This is a genomic window from Xanthobacter aminoxidans, from assembly GCF_043193615.1.
GTDB classification, from domain to species: Bacteria; Pseudomonadota; Alphaproteobacteria; order Rhizobiales; family Xanthobacteraceae; genus Xanthobacter; species Xanthobacter aminoxidans.
The window spans coordinates 431,814-449,728 of the sequence record NZ_JBAFUS010000003.1 but is presented as its reverse complement, the minus strand read 5'-3'; the positions used below and the strand labels follow the sequence as shown (position 1 = coordinate 449,728).

Here is a 17,915-nt window from a genome sequence, read left to right as displayed (position 1 = left end):
GCCATGGATGCCGTTCCCGTGCTCCAGCCTGGCGCGCCCACCGACGTGCCCGCCGCCCGCGACACCGCCCACGGCCCGCTGCCGCCGCCCGGCGAGACCAAGCCCAAGAGCCGCTTCGCCCTCTCGCCGCTGAACCGGCGGCGGCTGGCGAACTTTCGTGGCAACGGGCGCGGCTACTGGTCGTTCGTGGTCTTCATGGTGCTCTTCGTGCTCAGCCTCGGCGCCGAGTTCATCGCCAACGACAAGCCCATCCTCGTCTCCTATGACGGCGGCTATTACTTCCCCGTCGTGAAGGCCTATCCCGAGACCGCGTTCGGCGGCGATTTCGAGACGGATGCGGACTATCGCGACCCCTTCCTCCAGAAGCTGATCGCGGAGAAGGGCGGCTGGATGGTGTGGCCCTTCATCCGCTTCTCCTATTCCACCCACAATCTGGACCTGCCCACCCCCGCCCCCTCGCCGCCCACCTGGATGCTCACCGAGGCCCAGTGCAAGGCGGCGGCGGAGAAGAAAGGCGTGTCCGGCTGTTCGGGCCTCGAAATGAACTGGCTCGGCACGGACGATCAGGGCCGCGACGTGGTGGCCCGCCTCATCTACGGCTTCCGCATCTCTGTGCTGTTCGGCCTCGCCCTCACCCTCGTTTCGTCCGTGGTGGGCGTGGCGGCGGGCGCGGTGCAGGGCTATTTCGGCGGCTGGGTGGACCTCCTGTTCCAGCGCTTCATCGAGATATGGACGGCCATTCCCTCGCTCTACCTGCTGCTCATCATCTCCTCGGTGCTGGTGCCGGGCTTCTGGGTGCTGCTGGGCATCCTGCTCCTGTTCTCGTGGGTGTCGCTGGTGGGGCTGGTGCGCGCCGAATTCCTGCGCGCGCGCAATTTCGAATATGTGCAGGCCGCGCGGGCGCTGGGGGTGGGCAACCTCACCATCATGACGCGGCATATGCTGCCCAACGCCATGGTGGCGACGCTCACCATGCTGCCCTTCATCCTGTCATCCTCGGTGATGACGCTGACGGCGCTGGACTTCCTCGGCTTCGGCCTGCCCCCCGGCTCGCCCTCGCTGGGCGAACTGCTCTCCCAGGGCAAGAACAACATCCAGGCCCCCTGGCTCGGCCTCACCGGCTTCTTCACCGTGGCGGTGATGCTGAGCCTCCTCATCTTCATCGGCGAGGCGGTGCGTGATGCCTTCGATCCGCGCAAGACGTTCGGGTGAGGGGACGGGTGTGGTAGAATGAATGCGCGAGGTTGACTGAGATGAATACGATCGTGCGCCAGAACTACCCTGTTGAGAAGCTGCCTGAGGATTTGCAGAAGGTCGGCGAGAAGAGCGACGGCCTGCGCGTCATCGTCGAGGCCGTGCCCGCGCCGGTTTCGGAGGCGAAGCTCCGGGAGCTGCTAGCGCTCGCGCGGAATATCGAGCCGATCGGCGACGACCCGGTGGAGCGAATCCGGCAGTTGCGGGACGAGTGGGACGACTGAACCTGCGATGGCCTTCCGGATCTATTGGGATACCAATGTTTTCGTCAAAGCCTTTGAAGGGCGCGGACCCGCGTCCGAACTTCTGGTCTCTCTCCTGCTCTCCGAATGGGAATCGGGCGTGCCGCCACTGGTCACCAGCGAGCTGACGCACAGCGAGTTGTTGGTGAAGCCGCTGGAACTGCGCCGGGACGACCTCGTCCAAGTCTATGACAATTGGACCATCTCGAACCGTCACATCGAGGTCGTCCCTGTCTTCCGGCAAGTCCTGCACGATGCCGCATTCATCCGCTCCCGTGACAAGACACTGAAGCTCCCCGACGCGATCCATGTTGCCACTGCGCTTGGGATGAAATGCAGCGTGTTCCTCTCTTCGGATCAGCGCATCAAGCCACACGAGGGCTTGGACAGGCTCGAACCGACCGAAGAAAACGTCCGCGCGCTCCTCCAGAAGGTCGCCTCGCATGACCGCTGAACCCCTCCTTTCCGTCCGCGACCTCTCCGTCGCCTTCCGCCGTGGCGATGGCGCGCCGCCGGCGCTGGCGGTGAAGACTGTGTCGTTCGACCTCGCCAAGGGCGAGACGCTGGCGCTGGTCGGTGAATCCGGCTCCGGCAAGTCCGTCACGGCGCTGTCGGTGCTGAAGCTGCTGCCGTATCCCACGGCGAGCCACCCCTCGGGCGAGATCCTGTTCAAGGGGCGTGACCTCCTCACCGTCTCCGAGCGGGAATTGCGCGGCATCCGCGGCAACAACATCACCATGGTGTTCCAGGAGCCCATGAGCTCGCTGAACCCGCTCCACAGCATCGAGCGGCAGGTGGGGGAGATGCTGATCCTCCATCGCGGCATGTCCGCCCATGCGGCGCGCGCCCGCACGCTGGAACTGCTCGCCGAGGTGGGCATCCCCCAGCCGGAGGAGCGGCTTTCCGCCTATCCGCACCAATTGTCCGGCGGCCAGCGCCAGCGCGTGATGATCGCCATGGCGCTCGCCAACGAACCGGACCTGCTGATTGCCGACGAGCCCACCACGGCGCTCGACGTGACCGTTCAGGCGCAGATCCTGAAGCTGCTCAAGGAGCTTCAGGCGCGGCTCGGCATGGCCATGCTGTTCATCACCCATGACCTCGGCATCGTGCGCAAGATCGCCGACCGGGTGTGCGTGATGCAGAAGGGCGAGATCGTGGAGCAGGGCGGGGCGGAGGAAACCTTCCTCCATCCGAAGCATGCCTACACGCAGGCGCTGCTGAAGGCCGAGCCGAAGCCGGACCCGGCCCCCATCGCCCCCGATGCGCCCATGGTGGTGGAGGCGAACGACCTCAAGGTCTATTTCCCCATCAAGCGCGGCATCCTGCGCAAGACGGTGGGGCATGTGAAGGCGGTGGACGGGGTGTCCGTCGCCATCCGCCGGGGCGAGACCTTGGGCGTGGTGGGGGAGAGCGGCTCGGGCAAGACCACCCTCGGCCTCGCGCTGCTGCGGCTCATCTCCAGCACCGGGCCCATCGCGTTCCTCGGCAAGCCCATCGATGGGCTCAGCTTCAAGGCCATGCGGCCCTTGCGGTCGGACCTCCAGATCGTGTTCCAGGACCCCTTCGGCGCGCTCTCGCCGCGCATGTCGGTGGCGGAGATCGTGGAGGAGGGGCTGCTGGTGCACCAGCGCCAACTGACCGCCGATCAGCGCGAGGCGCGGGTGGTGGCGGCGCTCGCCGACGTGGGGCTCGATCCCGAGACGCGCCACCGCTATCCCCACGAATTCTCCGGCGGCCAGCGCCAGCGCATCTCCATCGCCCGCGCCATGGCGCTGGAGCCCTCCTTCGTGGTGCTGGACGAGCCGACCAGCGCGCTCGACATGATCGTGCAGGCGCAGATCGTCGATCTGCTGCGCGCGCTCCAGAAGAAGCGCGACCTCACCTTCATGTTCATCTCCCACGATCTGCGCGTGGTCTCGGCGCTGGCGAGCCGCATCCTCGTCATGCGCAACGGCAAGATGGTGGAGGAGGGGCCGGCGCACGACGTGTTCGAGCACCCGAAGGAGGACTACACCCGCGCCTTGTTCGCGGCCGCCTTCAATCTCGACGCCACCGGCCACGGCGTGGTGCGCCAGTGACGCAAATGGAAGATCGCCCCGCGCGGGTGGACGTGGAAGGCCCGGAGCTGCTGGCCAAGGGCTTCCGCCCCTATGAGCGTTACCGCCTCGTGCTGCACCATGCGGACGGCACCAGCGACCATCAGGTGCGCGACATCGTGCGCGGTGGGAAGGTGATTGCCGTGCTGGGTTACGATCCCGAGCGCGACCTGGTGGTGATGATCCGCCAATTCCGCCTGTCCGCGCACCTCTCCAGCAACCGGGGCGATCTGGTGGAGATCGTCGCCGGCATGGTGGAGCCGGGCGAGGCGCTGGAGGACGCGGCCCGGCGCGAGTGCGTGGAGGAGGCGGGCGTCGCACCCCGCGCTCTGCTCCCCATCCTGACCTTTACGCCCAGCCCCGGCATCACGGACGAGCTGGCCTCCATCTTTCTCGGCGTCCTCGATGCCTCCCGCCTGCCGGAGCGGGCGGGGTCGCGGGAGGAGACGGAGATGACACAGCCCTTCGCGCTGCCAGTGGACGAGGCCCTCGCCGCCATTGCCGAGGGGCGCTGCCTCAATGGCGTGCTGATCCTCGCCCTCCAATGGCTCGCGCTCAACCGCGCGCGGCTGCCGGAGCTGATCGCGGCGGCGGAGCGGGGGTAGGGGGGCGCTGAGACCCGCACCCCCGTTGCCGCCCCTCACCGCCGTCATGGCCGGGCTTGTCCCGGCCATCCACGTGGTTGGGCCGGGGACCCGTCTCACAGCGATGTAAATTCGGCCCGACGTGGATGCCCGGCACAAGGCCGGGCATGACGGCGAAGCAAGCGCGCCGACTGCCGACCTATCCCACCCTCACGCATGCGGCTCCAGCCGGGCCAGATCGAACGCCGCCACGTCCCTCAGCAGCTCCACGAAGGCGCGGGAGCCGTATTCGAAGGCGGCTTCGCCCTTCAGCGCGGTGGCGTGGGTGGCGTCGCCCATGGCGCCGTCGGGGCTGAGATCCTCCGCCAGCCAGCCGAAGCCGACGGGGTGGTTGGCGCGCAGGCGCTGGAATTCGCTTTCCATGGCGATGGAATAGGGCGGGAACGGCCCGGCGTGGCTCATGTCCACCAGCTCGGGGCGGAAGGCGAGCATCAGCGAGGTCTCGATCTCCCCGCCATGGATGCCGTGCGCCCGCTCATGATCGGTGAACAGGCCCACCGGATAGCCGAAGCGGTGCATGGAGCAGGTGACGGCCAGCATCTTGTGGTCCACCCGCAGCGTGCGGGCAACGAGATCGATCACCGGCACGTTGCCGCCATGGGTGTTCATGAGCACGAGGCGGCGCACGCCGGCGCGGGCGAGGCTGCGGCCCAGCTCCACCCAGGCGGCGATGGCGGTGGCGGGCGAAAGCGTGAGCGTGCCGGCGAACGAGATGTGCTCGTCGGACTTGCCCACCGCCTGCACCGGCAGGAACACTGCGTCCACCTCGCGCGGCACCATGAAGGCGATGCGCTCCACATAGCCCTCGGCGATGAACAGGTCGGTGCCCAGCGGCAGATGCGGGCCATGCTGCTCCACGGCGGCGACGGGCAGGACGGCGACCATGCGGGTCTTGTCCAGCGCTGCGAGTGCCGGTGAGGAAAGTTCAGCCCATTTCAGAAACACCGTCCGCCTCCCGCCCCCTAGCGCGCCAGCCCGCGCCGCCCTACCTCCATGGGAAGGAAAAGCCGCATGATGTCAAGGGTCTGGGGTCAGCAGGACATGCCTCGGCCCAGGGGCTTCCCCTCTCCCCTTGCGGGAGAGGGTGGATCACGGCTCCGCCTCGAGACGGGTGAGGGGAGGACGTCTGCTCGCGGCACCGAGAACGCCCCGTGAACCTCGCCCCGAAACTGATTCGGCCCCGTCCCGTTCCGCGAATGTCCGCCGGCCCCCTTTCGCCATGGCCGTCGCGTCCCGATATGATACAGGACACCCCTCCTTTACGTGGATTGCGCCTGAGCCGATGGACGACGTCACCCGATGGGCCGTGCTGCCGCGCAATCTGAGGGCGCGGGGGGTGAGCGCGGTCCTTGGCCCAACCAATACGGGCAAGACCCACCTCGCCATCGAGCGGATGCTCGGCCATGAGAGCGGCATCATCGGCCTGCCGCTGCGCCTGCTCGCGCGCGAGGTCTACCAGCGCATCGTCGATCGGGTGGGCGCGGAGAACGTCGCCCTCATCACCGGCGAGGAAAAGATCAAGCCGAAAGGCCGCCACGGGGCCGGCCCGCGCTACTGGGTCTCCACCGTGGAGGCCATGCCGCGCGATCTCGACGTGGCCTTCGTCGCCATCGACGAGATCCAGCTCGCCACCGACCTCGATCGCGGCCACGTCTTCACCGACCGCATCCTGAACCGGCGCGGCCGGCACGAGACGCTGCTGCTGGGCTCGGCCACCATGCGCCCGCTTGTGGAAAAGCTCATTCCCGGCGTGAACGTGGTGGTGCGTCCGCGCCTCTCCACCCTCACCTTCGCCGGCGAGCGGAAGATTTCCCGTCTGCCGCGCCGCTCGGCCATCGTCGCCTTCTCGGCGGACGAGGTCTATTCCATCGCCGAGTTCATCCGCCGCCAGCGGGGCGGAGCGGCCGTGGTGATGGGCGCGCTTTCCCCGCGCACCCGCAACGCCCAGGTGGAGCTCTACCAGTCCGGCGACGTGGATTACCTCGTCGCCACCGACGCCATCGGCATGGGCCTCAATCTCGACGTGGACCATGTGGCCTTCGCCTCGGACCGGAAGTTCGACGGCTGGCAGTATCGCAAGCTCAACCCCTCCGAGATGGCGCAGATCGCCGGGCGCGCCGGCCGCGCGACGCGGGACGGCACGTTCGGCACGACGGGACGTTGTCCACCGCTTGAGGAGGAACTGGTCTCCCGGCTGGAGGAGCATGTGTTCGACACTGCGAAGGTGTTGCAATGGCGCAACGCCGTCGCGGATTTCCAGTCGCCCACCGCGCTCCTCGCCTCCCTTTCGCGCCTGCCGAAGGAGGAGGGGCTGGCCCGCGCGCCCACCGCCGATGACGTTGCGGTGCTTGAAATCATGAGCCGGGACATGGAGGTGACGGGCCGTCTCGACGGCGCCGCCGACGTGGAACGGCTGTGGGATGCCTGCCAGGTGCCGGACTATCGCAAGGTCTCCCCGGGGGCCCATGCGGAGCTTGTGGGCACCCTTTTCGGGCACATAAAGGGGGGTGGTCGCATCCCCGATGAGTGGTTCGCGCGTCAAATCGCCTTGACCGATCGCGCAGAAGGCGACATCGACACGTTGTCGAACCGGATTGCGCAGGTGAGGACCCTCACCTTCGTTGCGAACCGGCCCGACTGGCTCAGGGATCCGGAGCACTGGCAAGGCGTCACGAGAGGGGTCGAGGACAAGCTGTCGGATGCGTTGCACGAAAGGCTAGCCCAGCGTTTCGTGGATCGGCGGACCAGCGTGCTCATGCGGCGCCTGCGAGAGAACACGATGCTCGAAACTGAAATCAGCAAGACCGGTGACGTTACCGTCGAAGGCCACGTCATCGGCCACCTCCACGGCTTCCAGTTCGCCCCCGACCCCGCAGCCGCGGCCGGTGGCGAGGAAGCGAAGGCATTGCGCGCCGCCGCCCAGCAGGCTCTGGCCGGCGAAATCGAGCAGCGCGCCCAGCGCCTGTCGCAGGCGGTGGACGAGGCGTTCGTCCTCACCTTCGACGGCACCATCCGCTGGACGGGCGAGGCGGTGGCCAAGCTCATCCCCGGCGAGGAAGTGCTGAAGCCGCGCTTCAAGATCATCGCCGACGAGCACCTCACCGGCCCGGCCCGCGACCAGGTGGAGGCGCGCCTCACCCTGTGGGTGGCCGCCCATATCGAGAAGCTGCTCGGCGCGCTCACCAAGCTCGGCACCGCCGAGGACATCACCGGCATCGCCCGCGGCATCGCCTTCCAGATCGTCGAGAGCCTCGGCGTGCTGGAGCGCGCCCGTGTCGCCGACGAGGTGAAGGGGCTGGATCAGGCTGCCCGCGCCACGCTGCGCGGCCATGGCGTGCGCTTCGGTGCCCATCACATCTATCTGCCGGCCCTGCTGAAGCCCGCCCCGCGCGCGCTGGCGGCGGAGCTTTATGCGCTGAAGCACGGCGGCCTCGCCCAGAAGGGCCTCGACGAGCTGCCGCACCTCGCCGCTTCCGGCCGCACCTCCATCCCCGTGGACCACGAGGTGCAGAAGGGTCTGTACCGCGCCGTCGGCTTCCGCGTGTGCGGCGAGCGCGCGGTGCGCGTGGATATTCTGGAGCGCCTCGCCGACCTCATCCGTCCGGCGCTGGCGTGGCGGCCCAACTCCCCCGGCCCCAAGCCGGCAGGGGCGGTGGACGGCCGTGGCTTCACCGTCACCGTGGGCATGACCTCGCTGGCCGGCTGCTCGGGGGAGGATTTCGCCTCCATCCTGAAGTCGCTGGGCTACCGCATGGAGCGCCGCCCCCCGCCGCCGCCGGAGGCCGAGGCCCCCGCCGCCGCGCCGGAAGCCGCCCCCGCGGAACTCGCCCCGCTGCCGGAAGGCGCCATCGAGGCCGACCTCCTGTTCGACGCCCCGGCGGAAGCGCCCGCGCCTGCGGACGAGCCCGTCGGCGAGGATGCCGACGCGCCGGCCGAATCGGCGGACGAGGCACTCATTGAGGCCCCCGCCGAGGATGTGCCCGTCGAGGAAACCCCCGCTGACGTGGTTCTGGCCGACGCGGCCGAGGCCGAGGCTTCCGCCGAGGCGGTCGAGGTGTCCGGCGATCCCACCGCTGCCGAAGTCGCGGCCGAGGTGGAGGCGCCCGCCGCCCCCGGTGGTCCCGAGGCGGTGGAAGGTGTCGCCGTGGTGGCCGAGGCTGCTGCTGCCGATGCCGCTCCCGCCGAGCCCGAGATGATCGAGGTGTGGCGTCCCGGCCGTCCGCCCGGCGCGCCGCGTCGCGAGCGTCCGGCTGGCGAAGGCCGCCGTTTCGGCGATCGTCCCGGCGGGGATCGCGGCGAGCGCGGTGGTGAGAAGGGTGGCGGCCGCGGCGAGCGCCGCGATGGCCGTCCGCCCCACCGCCGTCCCGAGCATGCCCCCGCCGAGGCCGGTGCGCCCGAGGGCGAGCGCGCGCCGCGTCCGCCGCGCGGCGACCGTCCGCCGTTCCGTGGCCCGCGCGAGAACGAGGGCAACCGCGAGCATCGCGGCCCGCGTCCCGAGCAGCGGGCGGACAACCGTCCCGCCCATCAGGAGCGCCGCCGCGAGAAGCCGGCGGACCCCGACAGCCCGTTTGCCGCCCTCGCCGCGCTCAAGGCACGGCTGGAGGCGGAGAAGAAGGGCAGCTGATCCGTGGCGGATCCAGCGGAGCGGCAGAGGCTCGACCGCTGGATCTGGCATGCCCGCGTGGTGCGCGCCCGCGAGGACGCCGCCGATCTGGTGCGCTCGGGCCATGTGCGGCTCGACGGCGCGCGGGTGACCAGCCCCGGCCACATGGTGCGGGCGGGGCAGGTACTCACCATCGCCCTCGACCGGCAGGTGCGGGTGTTGCGCGTGGTCGCCTTTGCGGAACGCCGGGGAGATGCTACATCCGCCCTCGCGCTTTTCGAAGAAATAACAGAAGCGTGACGGGATTTAGGGGCTGCGGCACGCGCAGTTTTAACGGCCTGCGTCCTGCCGCCGCTTGCGTGGCGCGTGCGCCTGCGCTACCCGAGCCCCTCGAAAGGGATTGCCCATGACCTATGTCGTCACCGAGAACTGCATCCGCTGCAAATACATGGATTGCGTGTCCGTGTGCCCGGTGGACTGTTTCTACGAGGGCGAGAACATGCTCGTCATCCACCCCGACGAGTGCATCGACTGCGGCGTCTGCGAGCCGGAATGCCCGGCCGAGGCCATCAAGCCCGATGCCGAGCCGGGGCTGGAGAAGTGGCTCGCGCTCAACGCCGAATACGCCAAGACCTGGCCCAACATCACCCTGAAGCGCGACGCCCCCGCCGACGCCAAGGAATGGGACGGCAAGCCCGGCAAGGAAGAGCTGTTCTCCCCGGAGCCCGGCCAGGGCGACTGAGCGGGCGCGAGGCGGGACGGCCAGAGTGCGTCCCGATCCTGTCCGGTCGACAGACAATGGGAGCGATACCCGGCCGCGGCCACCACGGTGGTCGCCACGAGTATCGGCCATTGCGGGCGCGCTCTGCGTTGCGATGGTGCTCGTTGTCTTTTTCGAGCTGAACGCCGCTGCGATCCTGCTAGCGTTCCCCGTCCTCGGCTTCCTGGTCGTTGCGACGATCGCGGTTCCGATCCTCTCGTGGAGACGACGCCCCCGTCAGGCGCTGGCCTGCATCCTTGGCGTCTCGGCCGTGCTCGCCACCCTGTTCAGCCTGCCCGCCGTTGGTGCGTCCGCCCAGGCCTTCTGGTTCCGCGCGCACCTACCCCGCTATGAGCGGATGATTGACGAGGCGCGCGCCCGGAACCCGGCATCGCCCGTCCGGCTGGTTCTGGAATGGCGCGACCTGTCCCTGTTCGTGACGGCAACGCTCATTGAAGCGGTCGTCTATGACGAGACCGACGGTGTCCGCACGGACCCCTGCCCCGTGCTTGATCGCGACCATTGCCCTGTCGCGCCGGGCGGTCACGTCAAGGCCCCCAGTATGGACTTGTCCGTCGAGCCCATCGAAGGGCACTTCTATAGGGTCATAATGAGCTGAGCCCCCTCAGGGCAGCGCCTCCAGCCGCTCATATTGCGAGAGCACCAGCTTGCCGTCGGCGTCGAGATAGGCGCGGCCGAATTTGGAGGCCTGCAGCCTGTCGGTCTCCTGGTAGATGGTGCCGCCCAGCGGCGGCAAAGCGTTGGGGCGGGCGCAGGGAATGTCGAGCGTCACCTTCTGCCCGACCGAGTAGGCCGCGCCGCGCTCCACCAGCTTCACCGTTCCCGTCACCCCGCAGGTGCCGAACGCGCGCGGCGTGATGGTGACCGCTTCCACCTCCAGCACGATGACGCTCTTCGCCCCGTCGCGGGCGGACGCGTAGACCTGCGGCGACATCAACGCCAGCGCCGGCGCCGCTCCGGCCAGGAGCAGCACCGCCGCGAGGGCGGCCTTGCGGAGGGGGCGGCGGAGCGCTTGCGGCGCGGACCCCGCGACGCGTCTGTGGTCCGTCCTGTGATCCATGCGCTCCTCCCGCCCTTGCCGCTCGCGCCGCCACCGTCCGATGCGATGCCCGGCTGTTCTTGCAGTCCGTTCTGGAGCGATTTCCGCCCTTTTGCAAAGGCGCCTTTCGCAGGGGAGGGATGCGCCGCTCAGCCGGGCGTCGCGGCGGCATCGACCGCCTGCTGGTGCTCGGCGGCAAGCTTAGCGTCCAGCTCCGCCACCTTCAGCGCCGCCGGCCGCTCGATGATGCGCCGGACGTAATCGGCGATGACGGGCATCTCCGGCACCAGCTTGAACATCACGCCCCAATGGAAGGCGTTGCCCCAGAGGATATCGGCCGCCGTGCACCGGTCGCCGAGGAGATAGGGCTTCCCCGTCAGCTCGCGCGTCACACTATCGAGCATGGTCTCGAAGTCGCCATAGGGGCACATGGAGGCGGGGCCGGATTCCCGCTTCAGCGCCCGGTCCATGAGGGCGGGCTCGTAGCAGGCCGCGTAATAGACCAGCCAGCGCAAATACGGCCCGCGCCCCGGAGCATCGATGGCCGGCGCCAGCCCGGCCTCGGGGAAGGCGTCGGCGAGATGGATGAAGATCGCCACCTGCTCGGTCACCAGCTCGCCCCGGTGCAGGATGGCCGGCACCTTCCCCATGGGGTTGATGGCGAGATAGGGCGGTTGGCGCTGCTCGCCGGCCTTCATGTTCAGCACATGGAGGCGATAGGGCGCGCCCAGCTCCTCGATGAGGGTGAGCGCGCCGGAGGAGCGCGTGTTGGGCGAGTGGAAGAGGGTGACGGTGTCGTCGGCGGTCATGGAGGCTCCTGTCGTCAGCACGTGTGACGACACCCCTCTAACCGGCCAAGGCTGACACCTTCTGTCAGGTTTGCTAGCACTCTTTCCATGCGCGCCAGCCGCCTCCTGTCGATCCTCATGGTGCTCCAGGCCCGCGGGGCGGTCACCGCCCAGGCCCTCGCGGAGGAGTGCGAGGTGTCGCTCCGCACCATCTATCGCGACATCGATGCTTTGAGCGCGGCGGGCGTGCCGGTCTATGCCGAGCGCGGCGCGGGCGGCGGTTACCGGCTGCTGGAAGGCTATCGCACGCGGCTGAACGGCCTTTCCGCGCAGGAGGCGCAGGCCCTGTTCCTCTCCGGCCTTGGCGGGGCGGCCACCGCGCTGGGCCTCGGCGCGGTGCTCGCGGCGGCGCAGACCAAGGTCACGGCGGGCCTACCCGCCAACCTGCGCAGCGCGGCAGCCCTGATGCGCACGCGCTTCCACCTTGATGCGCCCGGCTGGTTCCATGCGGCGGAAGAGCCGCCCTTCCTCCAGGCCGTCGCAGCGGCGGCGTGGGAGCAGCATGTCATCGAGATCCGCTACCAGTCGTGGCGGGCCGAAAAGCGCCGGCGCGTCGCGCCCTTGGGCATGGTGCTGAAAAGCGGCGCCTGGTACCTCGTCGGCGCGGTGGACGCCAGCGTGCGGACCTATCGCATCAGCCGCATCCGGGCGCTGGAGCCGCTGACCGAGCGATTCGAGCCGCCGCCCGGCTTTGACCTCGCCGCCTGGTGGGGCGAGAGCACGCGGCGGCTGGAAGAGGAGATGTATCCGAACCGGGCGACGGTGCGCCTCTCGCCCCTCGGCCTGCGCCTGCTGGAGCACGTCACCTCCGCCGTCTCGCGGGCCGGCATGGTGGTGGGAGAGCCGGACGCCGACGGCCATCGGGTGGTCACCCTGCGCGTCGGCTCGCTGTGGGAAGCATCCAGCGAGCTGATGCGCTTCGGCACCGAGGCGGAGGTGCTGGAGCCGCCGGAGCTGCGGGCGCGCATCCGGGAGACGGTGGAGAAGATGGGGCGGCTCTACCCGTCCTGAGCGCGGCGCAGGCTTTCGCCGGCTGAGCCTGCGCGTCGACGGCCTTCCGATGGGGGAGGTGTGTCGGTACGGCATCACATCGCCGAAATTGAACAAGCGGAAGCTCTGCCCGGTGGAAACACGATCTTGGCCGTGGTCCTTTTGCGGCGGGATCGGGCGGTATCCTCTCACAGTCTGGCAGGGGACCATCGCCCTTCCAAGGGGCTGCCTTGGGGGGAAACAGCATGATTTCGCGTTCGTCGATTGCCCTTGCCGCTTTGCTTTCATCCGTCTCGTTCGGTGCCCTGGAAACCGCCCAGGCGCACGAATTCTCGAACTTCTACGTGTTCGGGGACAGCCTGAGCGATGCGGGAACCTATTACGTGGTCGTCGACGGCCAGCTCCAGTCGGTGCGGTTCACGGTGAACCCCGGCCAGGTCTGGGACATGCGGGTGGGCGAGCATTACGGGATCGACGTCTCGCCCTATCTCGCCATCGACACGGTGAGTGGCACCAGCACGGTGGTGGGCGGCACCAATTACGCCCAGGGCGGCGCCTGCGTGGATTCGGGCTACAATATTCCCAAGTGCTTCGTTTACCCGAGCAATACCTTGGGCGAGACGCAGCAGCTCGAGACCTATCTCGATTCCACCGGCGGCGTCGCCCGGCCGAACGCGCTCTACTCCATGTGGGCCGGCGCCAACGACATCTTCACCCAGGCCATCCTGCTCAACCTCGGCGCCATCAGCGAGGAGAAGGCCATCGAGCACGTGGTGGCGGCCGCCAACCAGCACGTGGACAACATCCACACGCTCTCGAAGGCCGGCGCGCGGTACATCATCGTGCCGAACCTGCCGGACATCTCCAAGGCGCCCGTCACCAGCGTACTGCCCGAGGGCCAGTTCTTCAGCGCGGCTGTCACCGCCTACAACGCGACCCTCTACAAGGACCTGCGCCACCTCGGCGGCTCGAACATCATCTTCGTGGATGACTATGCGCTGGTGAACGAGGTGATCGCGAACCCGCACATGTACGGCTTCACCAACGTGACCGACAAGGCGTGCCAGCAGGAGTTCTCGCTCACCTGCACCGCCAGCACCCTCGTGGCGCCGAATGCCCAGAACGACTACCTCTTCGCCGACATCGTGCATCCGACCCCCGCGGGCCATGCGCTGCTGGCGGAATACATCGAGTCCATCATCGATGCGCCGGGCCTCATCGGCATGCTGGCGGAAAGCCCGATCTATGTGGGCCGCGGCATCTACCGCACCCTCGACACCCGCATCGGCACGGGCACGCCCAAGGGCTTCCAGCTCTATACCAACATCGATTACAGCACCTACAGCCTCGACCCGACCCGCGACCATTCGGGCTCGGACGGCAGCGCCACCGCCGGCTATGTGGGCCTGGAATACGGCTTCGGCAACGGCGTCAGCGTCGGCGCCCTGCTGAGCTATGCCAGCGGCAGCTACAATTTCAGCGCGCTGAGCGGCGGCTATGACGCCGACATGTTCAACGGCACGATCTACGCCAACGCCCGCTTCGGCGGCGCCTTCGCCCAGCTGTCCGGCACCATGGGTTCCATCGACTACAACTCGATCCAGCGCCAGTTCGCGCTCGGCGCGGCTCTGCGCACCGACATGGGCAACACCAGCGGCATCTATTACGGCGCCCGCCTCGCCACCGGCTACGACTTCACCTTCGGCCAGGCGACGCTCACGCCGCTGGCGCAGCTCACCTACCAGCAGGCAACGGTGGACGGCTATGCGGAGACCGTCGGCAATTCCAGCGCCATGTCATTCGGCAACCAGCTGCGCGAACTGTTTTACGTGACCCTCGGCGGGCAGGCGAGCTATGCCTTCGTGGTGTCCGGCGTCACCATCCGCCCCAATGTGCAGGCGAGCTGGAACTACGACTTCCTGAACCAGGACCGCTCCGTCACCGCCGGCCTTCTCACCGCCCCCGTCACCTTCGCCATGCCGGTCTACCAGCCCGGCCGCGCGTGGACCAACCTCGCGGCGGGCCTCACGGTGGAGGCGGCCAACGGCCTGTCGTGCAATTTCACCGTGGGTGAACAGCTCGGCCAGGACCAGGTGTCCAGCGCCTATGTGAACGGCGGCATCGTCTACAAGTTCTGAGGTGCCGGCCCCGCCGGGGCCATCCTCACGGGATCGGGGTGCGGTGCGCGGCGCCGCGCCCCGATGCCGTTTCAACACGGCATTTCATGGCGCGCGATTTGCCCTTATAAGGCGCCCATGCTCGACCAGACGCCCAACGCCGCCCTCGCGGACCTGCCCGATTTTGCCCGCCGGCGCACCTTCGCCATCATCTCCCATCCGGACGCCGGCAAGACCACGCTGACGGAAAAGCTCCTGCTTGCCTCCGGCGCCATCCGCATGGCCGGCCACGTGAAGGCGCGCGGCGAGCGCCGCCGCACCCGGTCCGACTGGATGGAGATCGAGCAGCAGCGCGGCATTTCCGTCACCTCCTCGGTGATGACGTTCGAGCGCGACGGCATCGTCTTCAACCTGCTCGACACGCCCGGCCACTCGGACTTCTCCGAAGACACATACCGCACCCTCTCGGCCGTGGACGCGGCGGTGATGGTGATCGACGCCGCCAAGGGCATCGAGAGCCAGACCCGCAAGCTGTTCGAGGTCTGCCGCCTGCGCGACATTCCCATCTTCACCTTCGTCAACAAGGTGGACCGGGAAAGCCTCGACCCCATCGCGCTGATGGATGAGGTCTCCTCCACCCTCGCCCTCGATCTTACCCCGCTCACCTGGCCCATCGGCATGGGCGTGGATTTCCGCGGCCTCATCGACATCGCCAACAAGCGCGCGCTGCTCGCCACCGAGCGCGGCGGCCCGCTCGTGCGCGAGGTGCCGTTCGAGACGCCGGAGGACCTCATCGGCCTCGACGGGGTGGAGGAACGCATCCTCACCGAGGCGGTGGAGAGCCTCACGCTGGCGCTGGGCGTGCTGCCGCCGTTCGATCTTTCCGCCTTCCGCGAGGGCCATCTCTCCCCGGTCTATTTCGGCTCGGCGTTGAAGGAGGCGGGGGTGGCCGAACTCCTGTTCGGGCTCGGCTCGGTGGGCCCGAGCCCGCTGCCGCGCTCCGCCGCCGGCGACCGCACCGTGGAGCCGGCGGAGGATCTCGTCTCCGGCTTCGTCTTCAAGGTGCAGGCCAACATGGACCCGAACCACCGGGACCGCGTGGCCTTCGTGCGCCTGTGCTCCGGCCGCTTCAAGCGCGGCATGAAGCTGTTCAACCCGCGCGAGAAGCGCAACATGGCCATCGCCAACCCCATCTTCTTCTTCGCCCAGGAGCGCGAGACGGTGGACGAGGCGGTGGCCGGCGACATCATCGGCATTCCCAACCACGGCATGCTGCGCGTGGGCGACACCCTCTCCGAGGGTGAGAGCATCAAGTTCGAGGGGCTGCCGGACTTCGCCCCGGAAATCCTGCGCCGCGTGCTGCTCTCCGATCCCATGAAGGCCAAGCAGCTGCAAAAGGCGCTGCAGGACATGGCGGAAGAGGGCGTGGTGCAGGTCTTGAAGCCCGTCTCCGATCCCGCGCCCATCGTCGGCGTGGTGGGCACCCTCCAGCTCGACGTGCTCGCCGCGCGGCTGGAGAAGGAATACGGCGTGCCCATCCGCTACGAGACCACCTCTTTCGTCACCGCCCGCTGGATCGTCGGCGAGCGGGCCGAGGTGGAGCGTTTCCTGGAACTCAACCGCTCCTCCACCGCGCGCGACCGCGACGAGGCGCCGGTCTATCTCGCCCGCAGCCAGTGGGTGCTGGACCGCGCCATCGAGGAATACCCCAAGCTGAAGTTCGTGGCCGTCAAGGAACGCGCCTGACCCCCTTTTCCTGACCTGAGCCGGGGCGCGCTGGACGCGGCCCCTGATGCCGCCCAACTGGAGGACCCGATGGCCGACGCCGCCCGCCTTGCCGAGCTTTCCACCATCATCGACGACGCCTTCGAGAAGCGCGCCGAGATCGGCTTTTCCACCACCGGCATCGTGCGCGACGCGGTGAACGAGGCCCTGACCCTCCTCGACAGCGGCGCCGCCCGCGTGGCGGAGCAGGGCGCCAACGGCGCCTGGACGGTGAACCAGTGGCTCAAGAAGGCGGTGCTGCTCTCCTTCCGCCTCAACGACATGGAAGCCATCCCCGGCGGTCCCGGCGGCGCCCACTGGTGGGACAAGGTGCCCTCCAAGTTCGCCAGCTGGGGCGAGGCCGAGTTCCGCGCCGCCGGCTTCCGCGCCGTGCCCGGCGCCATCGTGCGCCGCTCCGCCTTCATCGCCACCAACGTGGTGCTGATGCCCTCCTTCGTGAATCTCGGCGCCCATGTGGGCGAGGGCACCATGGTGGACACCTGGGCCACCGTCGGCTCCTGCGCGCAGATCGGCAAGAACGTGCATCTCTCCGGCGGCGTCGGCATCGGCGGCGTGCTGGAGCCGCTCCAGGCCGGCCCTGTCATCATCGAGGACGACTGCTTCATCGGCGCCCGCTCCGAAGTGGTGGAGGGCGTGGTGGTGCGCCGCGGCTCCGTGCTCTCCATGGGCGTGTTCATCTCAGCCTCCACCAAGATCATCGACCGGCAGACCGGCGAAGTGTTCATCGGCGAGGTGCCGGCCTATTCGGTGGTGGTGCCCGGCGCGCTCCCCGGCAAGCCGCTGCCCGACGGCACGCCCGGCCCCTCGCTCTATTGCGCGGTGATCGTGAAGCGGGTGGACGCGCAGACCCGCTCCAAGACCTCCATCAACGACCTCCTGCGCGACTGAGAGCGCGCCGGCCGGGGAGGGGCTGCGGAGGGGTTTCCCCGGTGGCGTGCCGGCGCCGCGGGGCGAGGAATGCGACCTGTTGGCAAGGCGGAGATTCCGGCTTGCCAACCAAGGCCGAGCCGCTATATTCCGCCGCCTCGCCTGGATGCGACGCCTTCGCGGCACGCTCCCTTCCCCGAGCCATCTTGGAGACGACCGGCGAGACCCGGCCCCGCCCCTGCGGCGATGGCTGGAAACAGGGGCGACGGGATTGCGGGCCTTCAACCAGCCCGCCACAAGATCGTAACCCCCGTGTTCCGCGTGCGCCTCGGTGCATGTGGCTGAAGAGGTGGTCGAGGGATTGAAGGCGCACAGATCGCCTTCGGCGGCCATCCCTGAGTGAAGTTCTGCGTGCGCCCTGCGCATGCGGCTGGAGAGGTGGCCGAGTGGTTGAAGGCGCACGCCTGGAACGCGTGTATACGGGAAACCGTATCGAGGGTTCGAATCCCTCTCTCTCCGCCAGTCTGCCAGACTAACAGATTGATCTGACATTCATTTCTAGATGGTCTGGGTGGGTGCCCCACCGGTAGTCCAACCTCGTGCATTTCCTTCCACTTGGAGGAACTCTGCCCGTTCCCATGGGCGA

16 protein-coding genes and 1 tRNA gene are annotated in these 17,915 nt (G+C 68.5%); 14 read left to right on the top strand and 3 right to left on the bottom strand.

Annotated elements, in window-relative coordinates; all coding sequences use genetic code 11:
- Positions 1 to 3 precede the first annotated feature (3 nt).
- The 5 genes from V5F74_RS17220 to V5F74_RS17200 are packed head-to-tail and all read left to right on the top strand — an operon-like array spanning position 4 to position 4,200.
- Positions 4 to 1,212: an ABC transporter permease gene (locus V5F74_RS17220; protein ID WP_394009432.1), complete on the top strand. Its 1,209-nt coding sequence runs from the start codon at positions 4 to 6 to the stop codon at positions 1,210 to 1,212.
- A 41-nt stretch (positions 1,213 to 1,253) separates the two neighbouring features.
- Positions 1,254 to 1,478 (top strand): hypothetical protein, encoded by a 225-nt coding sequence (locus V5F74_RS17215; protein WP_374252520.1) that lies wholly within the window; start codon positions 1,254 to 1,256, stop codon positions 1,476 to 1,478.
- Between the two features lie 7 nt (positions 1,479 to 1,485).
- Positions 1,486 to 1,950 (top strand): type II toxin-antitoxin system VapC family toxin, encoded by a 465-nt coding sequence (locus V5F74_RS17210; protein WP_394009429.1) that lies wholly within the window; start codon positions 1,486 to 1,488, stop codon positions 1,948 to 1,950.
- Positions 1,940 to 3,577, top strand: coding sequence for an ABC transporter ATP-binding protein (locus V5F74_RS17205; RefSeq protein ID WP_394009427.1), 1,638 nt, complete (start codon positions 1,940 to 1,942; stop codon positions 3,575 to 3,577). The genes V5F74_RS17210 and V5F74_RS17205 overlap by 11 nt, the downstream gene beginning before the upstream one ends.
- A gap of 5 nt (positions 3,578 to 3,582) precedes the next feature.
- Complete coding sequence (locus tag V5F74_RS17200; RefSeq protein WP_394009425.1) at positions 3,583 to 4,200, top strand: NUDIX domain-containing protein; 618 nt, start codon at positions 3,583 to 3,585, stop codon at positions 4,198 to 4,200.
- A 189-nt stretch (positions 4,201 to 4,389) separates the two neighbouring features.
- Here the strand turns inward: V5F74_RS17200 and V5F74_RS17195 are convergent, their stop codons facing one another.
- The gene (locus V5F74_RS17195) at positions 4,390 to 5,184 is read right to left on the bottom strand and encodes a creatininase family protein (RefSeq protein WP_029556967.1); all 795 of its coding nucleotides are present in this window, start codon (positions 5,182 to 5,184) and stop codon (positions 4,390 to 4,392) included.
- 337 nt (positions 5,185 to 5,521) lie between these two features.
- Between V5F74_RS17195 and V5F74_RS17190 the strand changes: the two genes are divergently transcribed.
- The 4 genes from V5F74_RS17190 to V5F74_RS17175 all read left to right on the top strand — a co-directional run bounded on the left by V5F74_RS17190 (position 5,522) and on the right by V5F74_RS17175 (position 10,221).
- Complete coding sequence (locus tag V5F74_RS17190) at positions 5,522 to 8,863, top strand: helicase-related protein (RefSeq protein ID WP_394009423.1); 3,342 nt, start codon at positions 5,522 to 5,524, stop codon at positions 8,861 to 8,863.
- Positions 8,864 to 8,866: 3 nt separating this feature from the next.
- Positions 8,867 to 9,142 (top strand): RNA-binding S4 domain-containing protein, encoded by a 276-nt coding sequence (locus V5F74_RS17185; RefSeq protein WP_029556969.1) that lies wholly within the window; start codon positions 8,867 to 8,869, stop codon positions 9,140 to 9,142.
- A gap of 106 nt (positions 9,143 to 9,248) precedes the next feature.
- Positions 9,249 to 9,584 carry a ferredoxin FdxA gene (fdxA, locus tag V5F74_RS17180; RefSeq protein ID WP_024277374.1) on the top strand — a complete coding sequence of 112 codons (336 nt, stop codon included), beginning with the start codon at positions 9,249 to 9,251 and terminating at the stop codon, positions 9,582 to 9,584.
- Between the two features lie 133 nt (positions 9,585 to 9,717).
- Complete coding sequence (locus tag V5F74_RS17175) at positions 9,718 to 10,221, top strand: hypothetical protein (RefSeq protein WP_038193040.1); 504 nt, start codon at positions 9,718 to 9,720, stop codon at positions 10,219 to 10,221.
- A gap of 6 nt (positions 10,222 to 10,227) precedes the next feature.
- Here the strand turns inward: V5F74_RS17175 and V5F74_RS17170 are convergent, their stop codons facing one another.
- A complete protein-coding gene (locus tag V5F74_RS17170; protein ID WP_394009420.1) occupies positions 10,228 to 10,683 on the bottom strand; it encodes a hypothetical protein in 456 nt (151 codons plus the stop codon).
- 128 nt (positions 10,684 to 10,811) lie between these two features.
- Entirely contained in the window at positions 10,812 to 11,471 is a 660-nt protein-coding gene (locus tag V5F74_RS17165) for a glutathione S-transferase family protein (RefSeq protein ID WP_394009418.1), read from the bottom strand.
- Positions 11,472 to 11,558: 87 nt separating this feature from the next.
- On the opposite strand from V5F74_RS17165, the gene V5F74_RS17160 reads away from it, so the two are divergent.
- From V5F74_RS17160 to V5F74_RS17140, 5 genes are all read left to right on the top strand, one after another.
- Positions 11,559 to 12,521 carry a helix-turn-helix transcriptional regulator gene (locus V5F74_RS17160; RefSeq protein WP_394009416.1) on the top strand — a complete coding sequence of 321 codons (963 nt, stop codon included), beginning with the start codon at positions 11,559 to 11,561 and terminating at the stop codon, positions 12,519 to 12,521.
- A 224-nt stretch (positions 12,522 to 12,745) separates the two neighbouring features.
- Complete coding sequence (locus V5F74_RS17155; protein WP_394009414.1) at positions 12,746 to 14,638, top strand: autotransporter domain-containing protein; 1,893 nt, start codon at positions 12,746 to 12,748, stop codon at positions 14,636 to 14,638.
- A gap of 117 nt (positions 14,639 to 14,755) precedes the next feature.
- Positions 14,756 to 16,363 carry a peptide chain release factor 3 gene (locus V5F74_RS17150; RefSeq protein WP_394009412.1) on the top strand — a complete coding sequence of 536 codons (1,608 nt, stop codon included), beginning with the start codon at positions 14,756 to 14,758 and terminating at the stop codon, positions 16,361 to 16,363.
- 69 nt (positions 16,364 to 16,432) lie between these two features.
- Entirely contained in the window at positions 16,433 to 17,290 is an 858-nt protein-coding gene (gene dapD, locus V5F74_RS17145; protein ID WP_394009410.1) for a 2,3,4,5-tetrahydropyridine-2,6-dicarboxylate N-succinyltransferase, read from the top strand.
- Positions 17,291 to 17,701: 411 nt separating this feature from the next.
- A tRNA-Ser gene (locus V5F74_RS17140) sits at positions 17,702 to 17,791 on the top strand.
- The last annotated feature ends 124 nt before the right edge of the window (positions 17,792 to 17,915 follow it).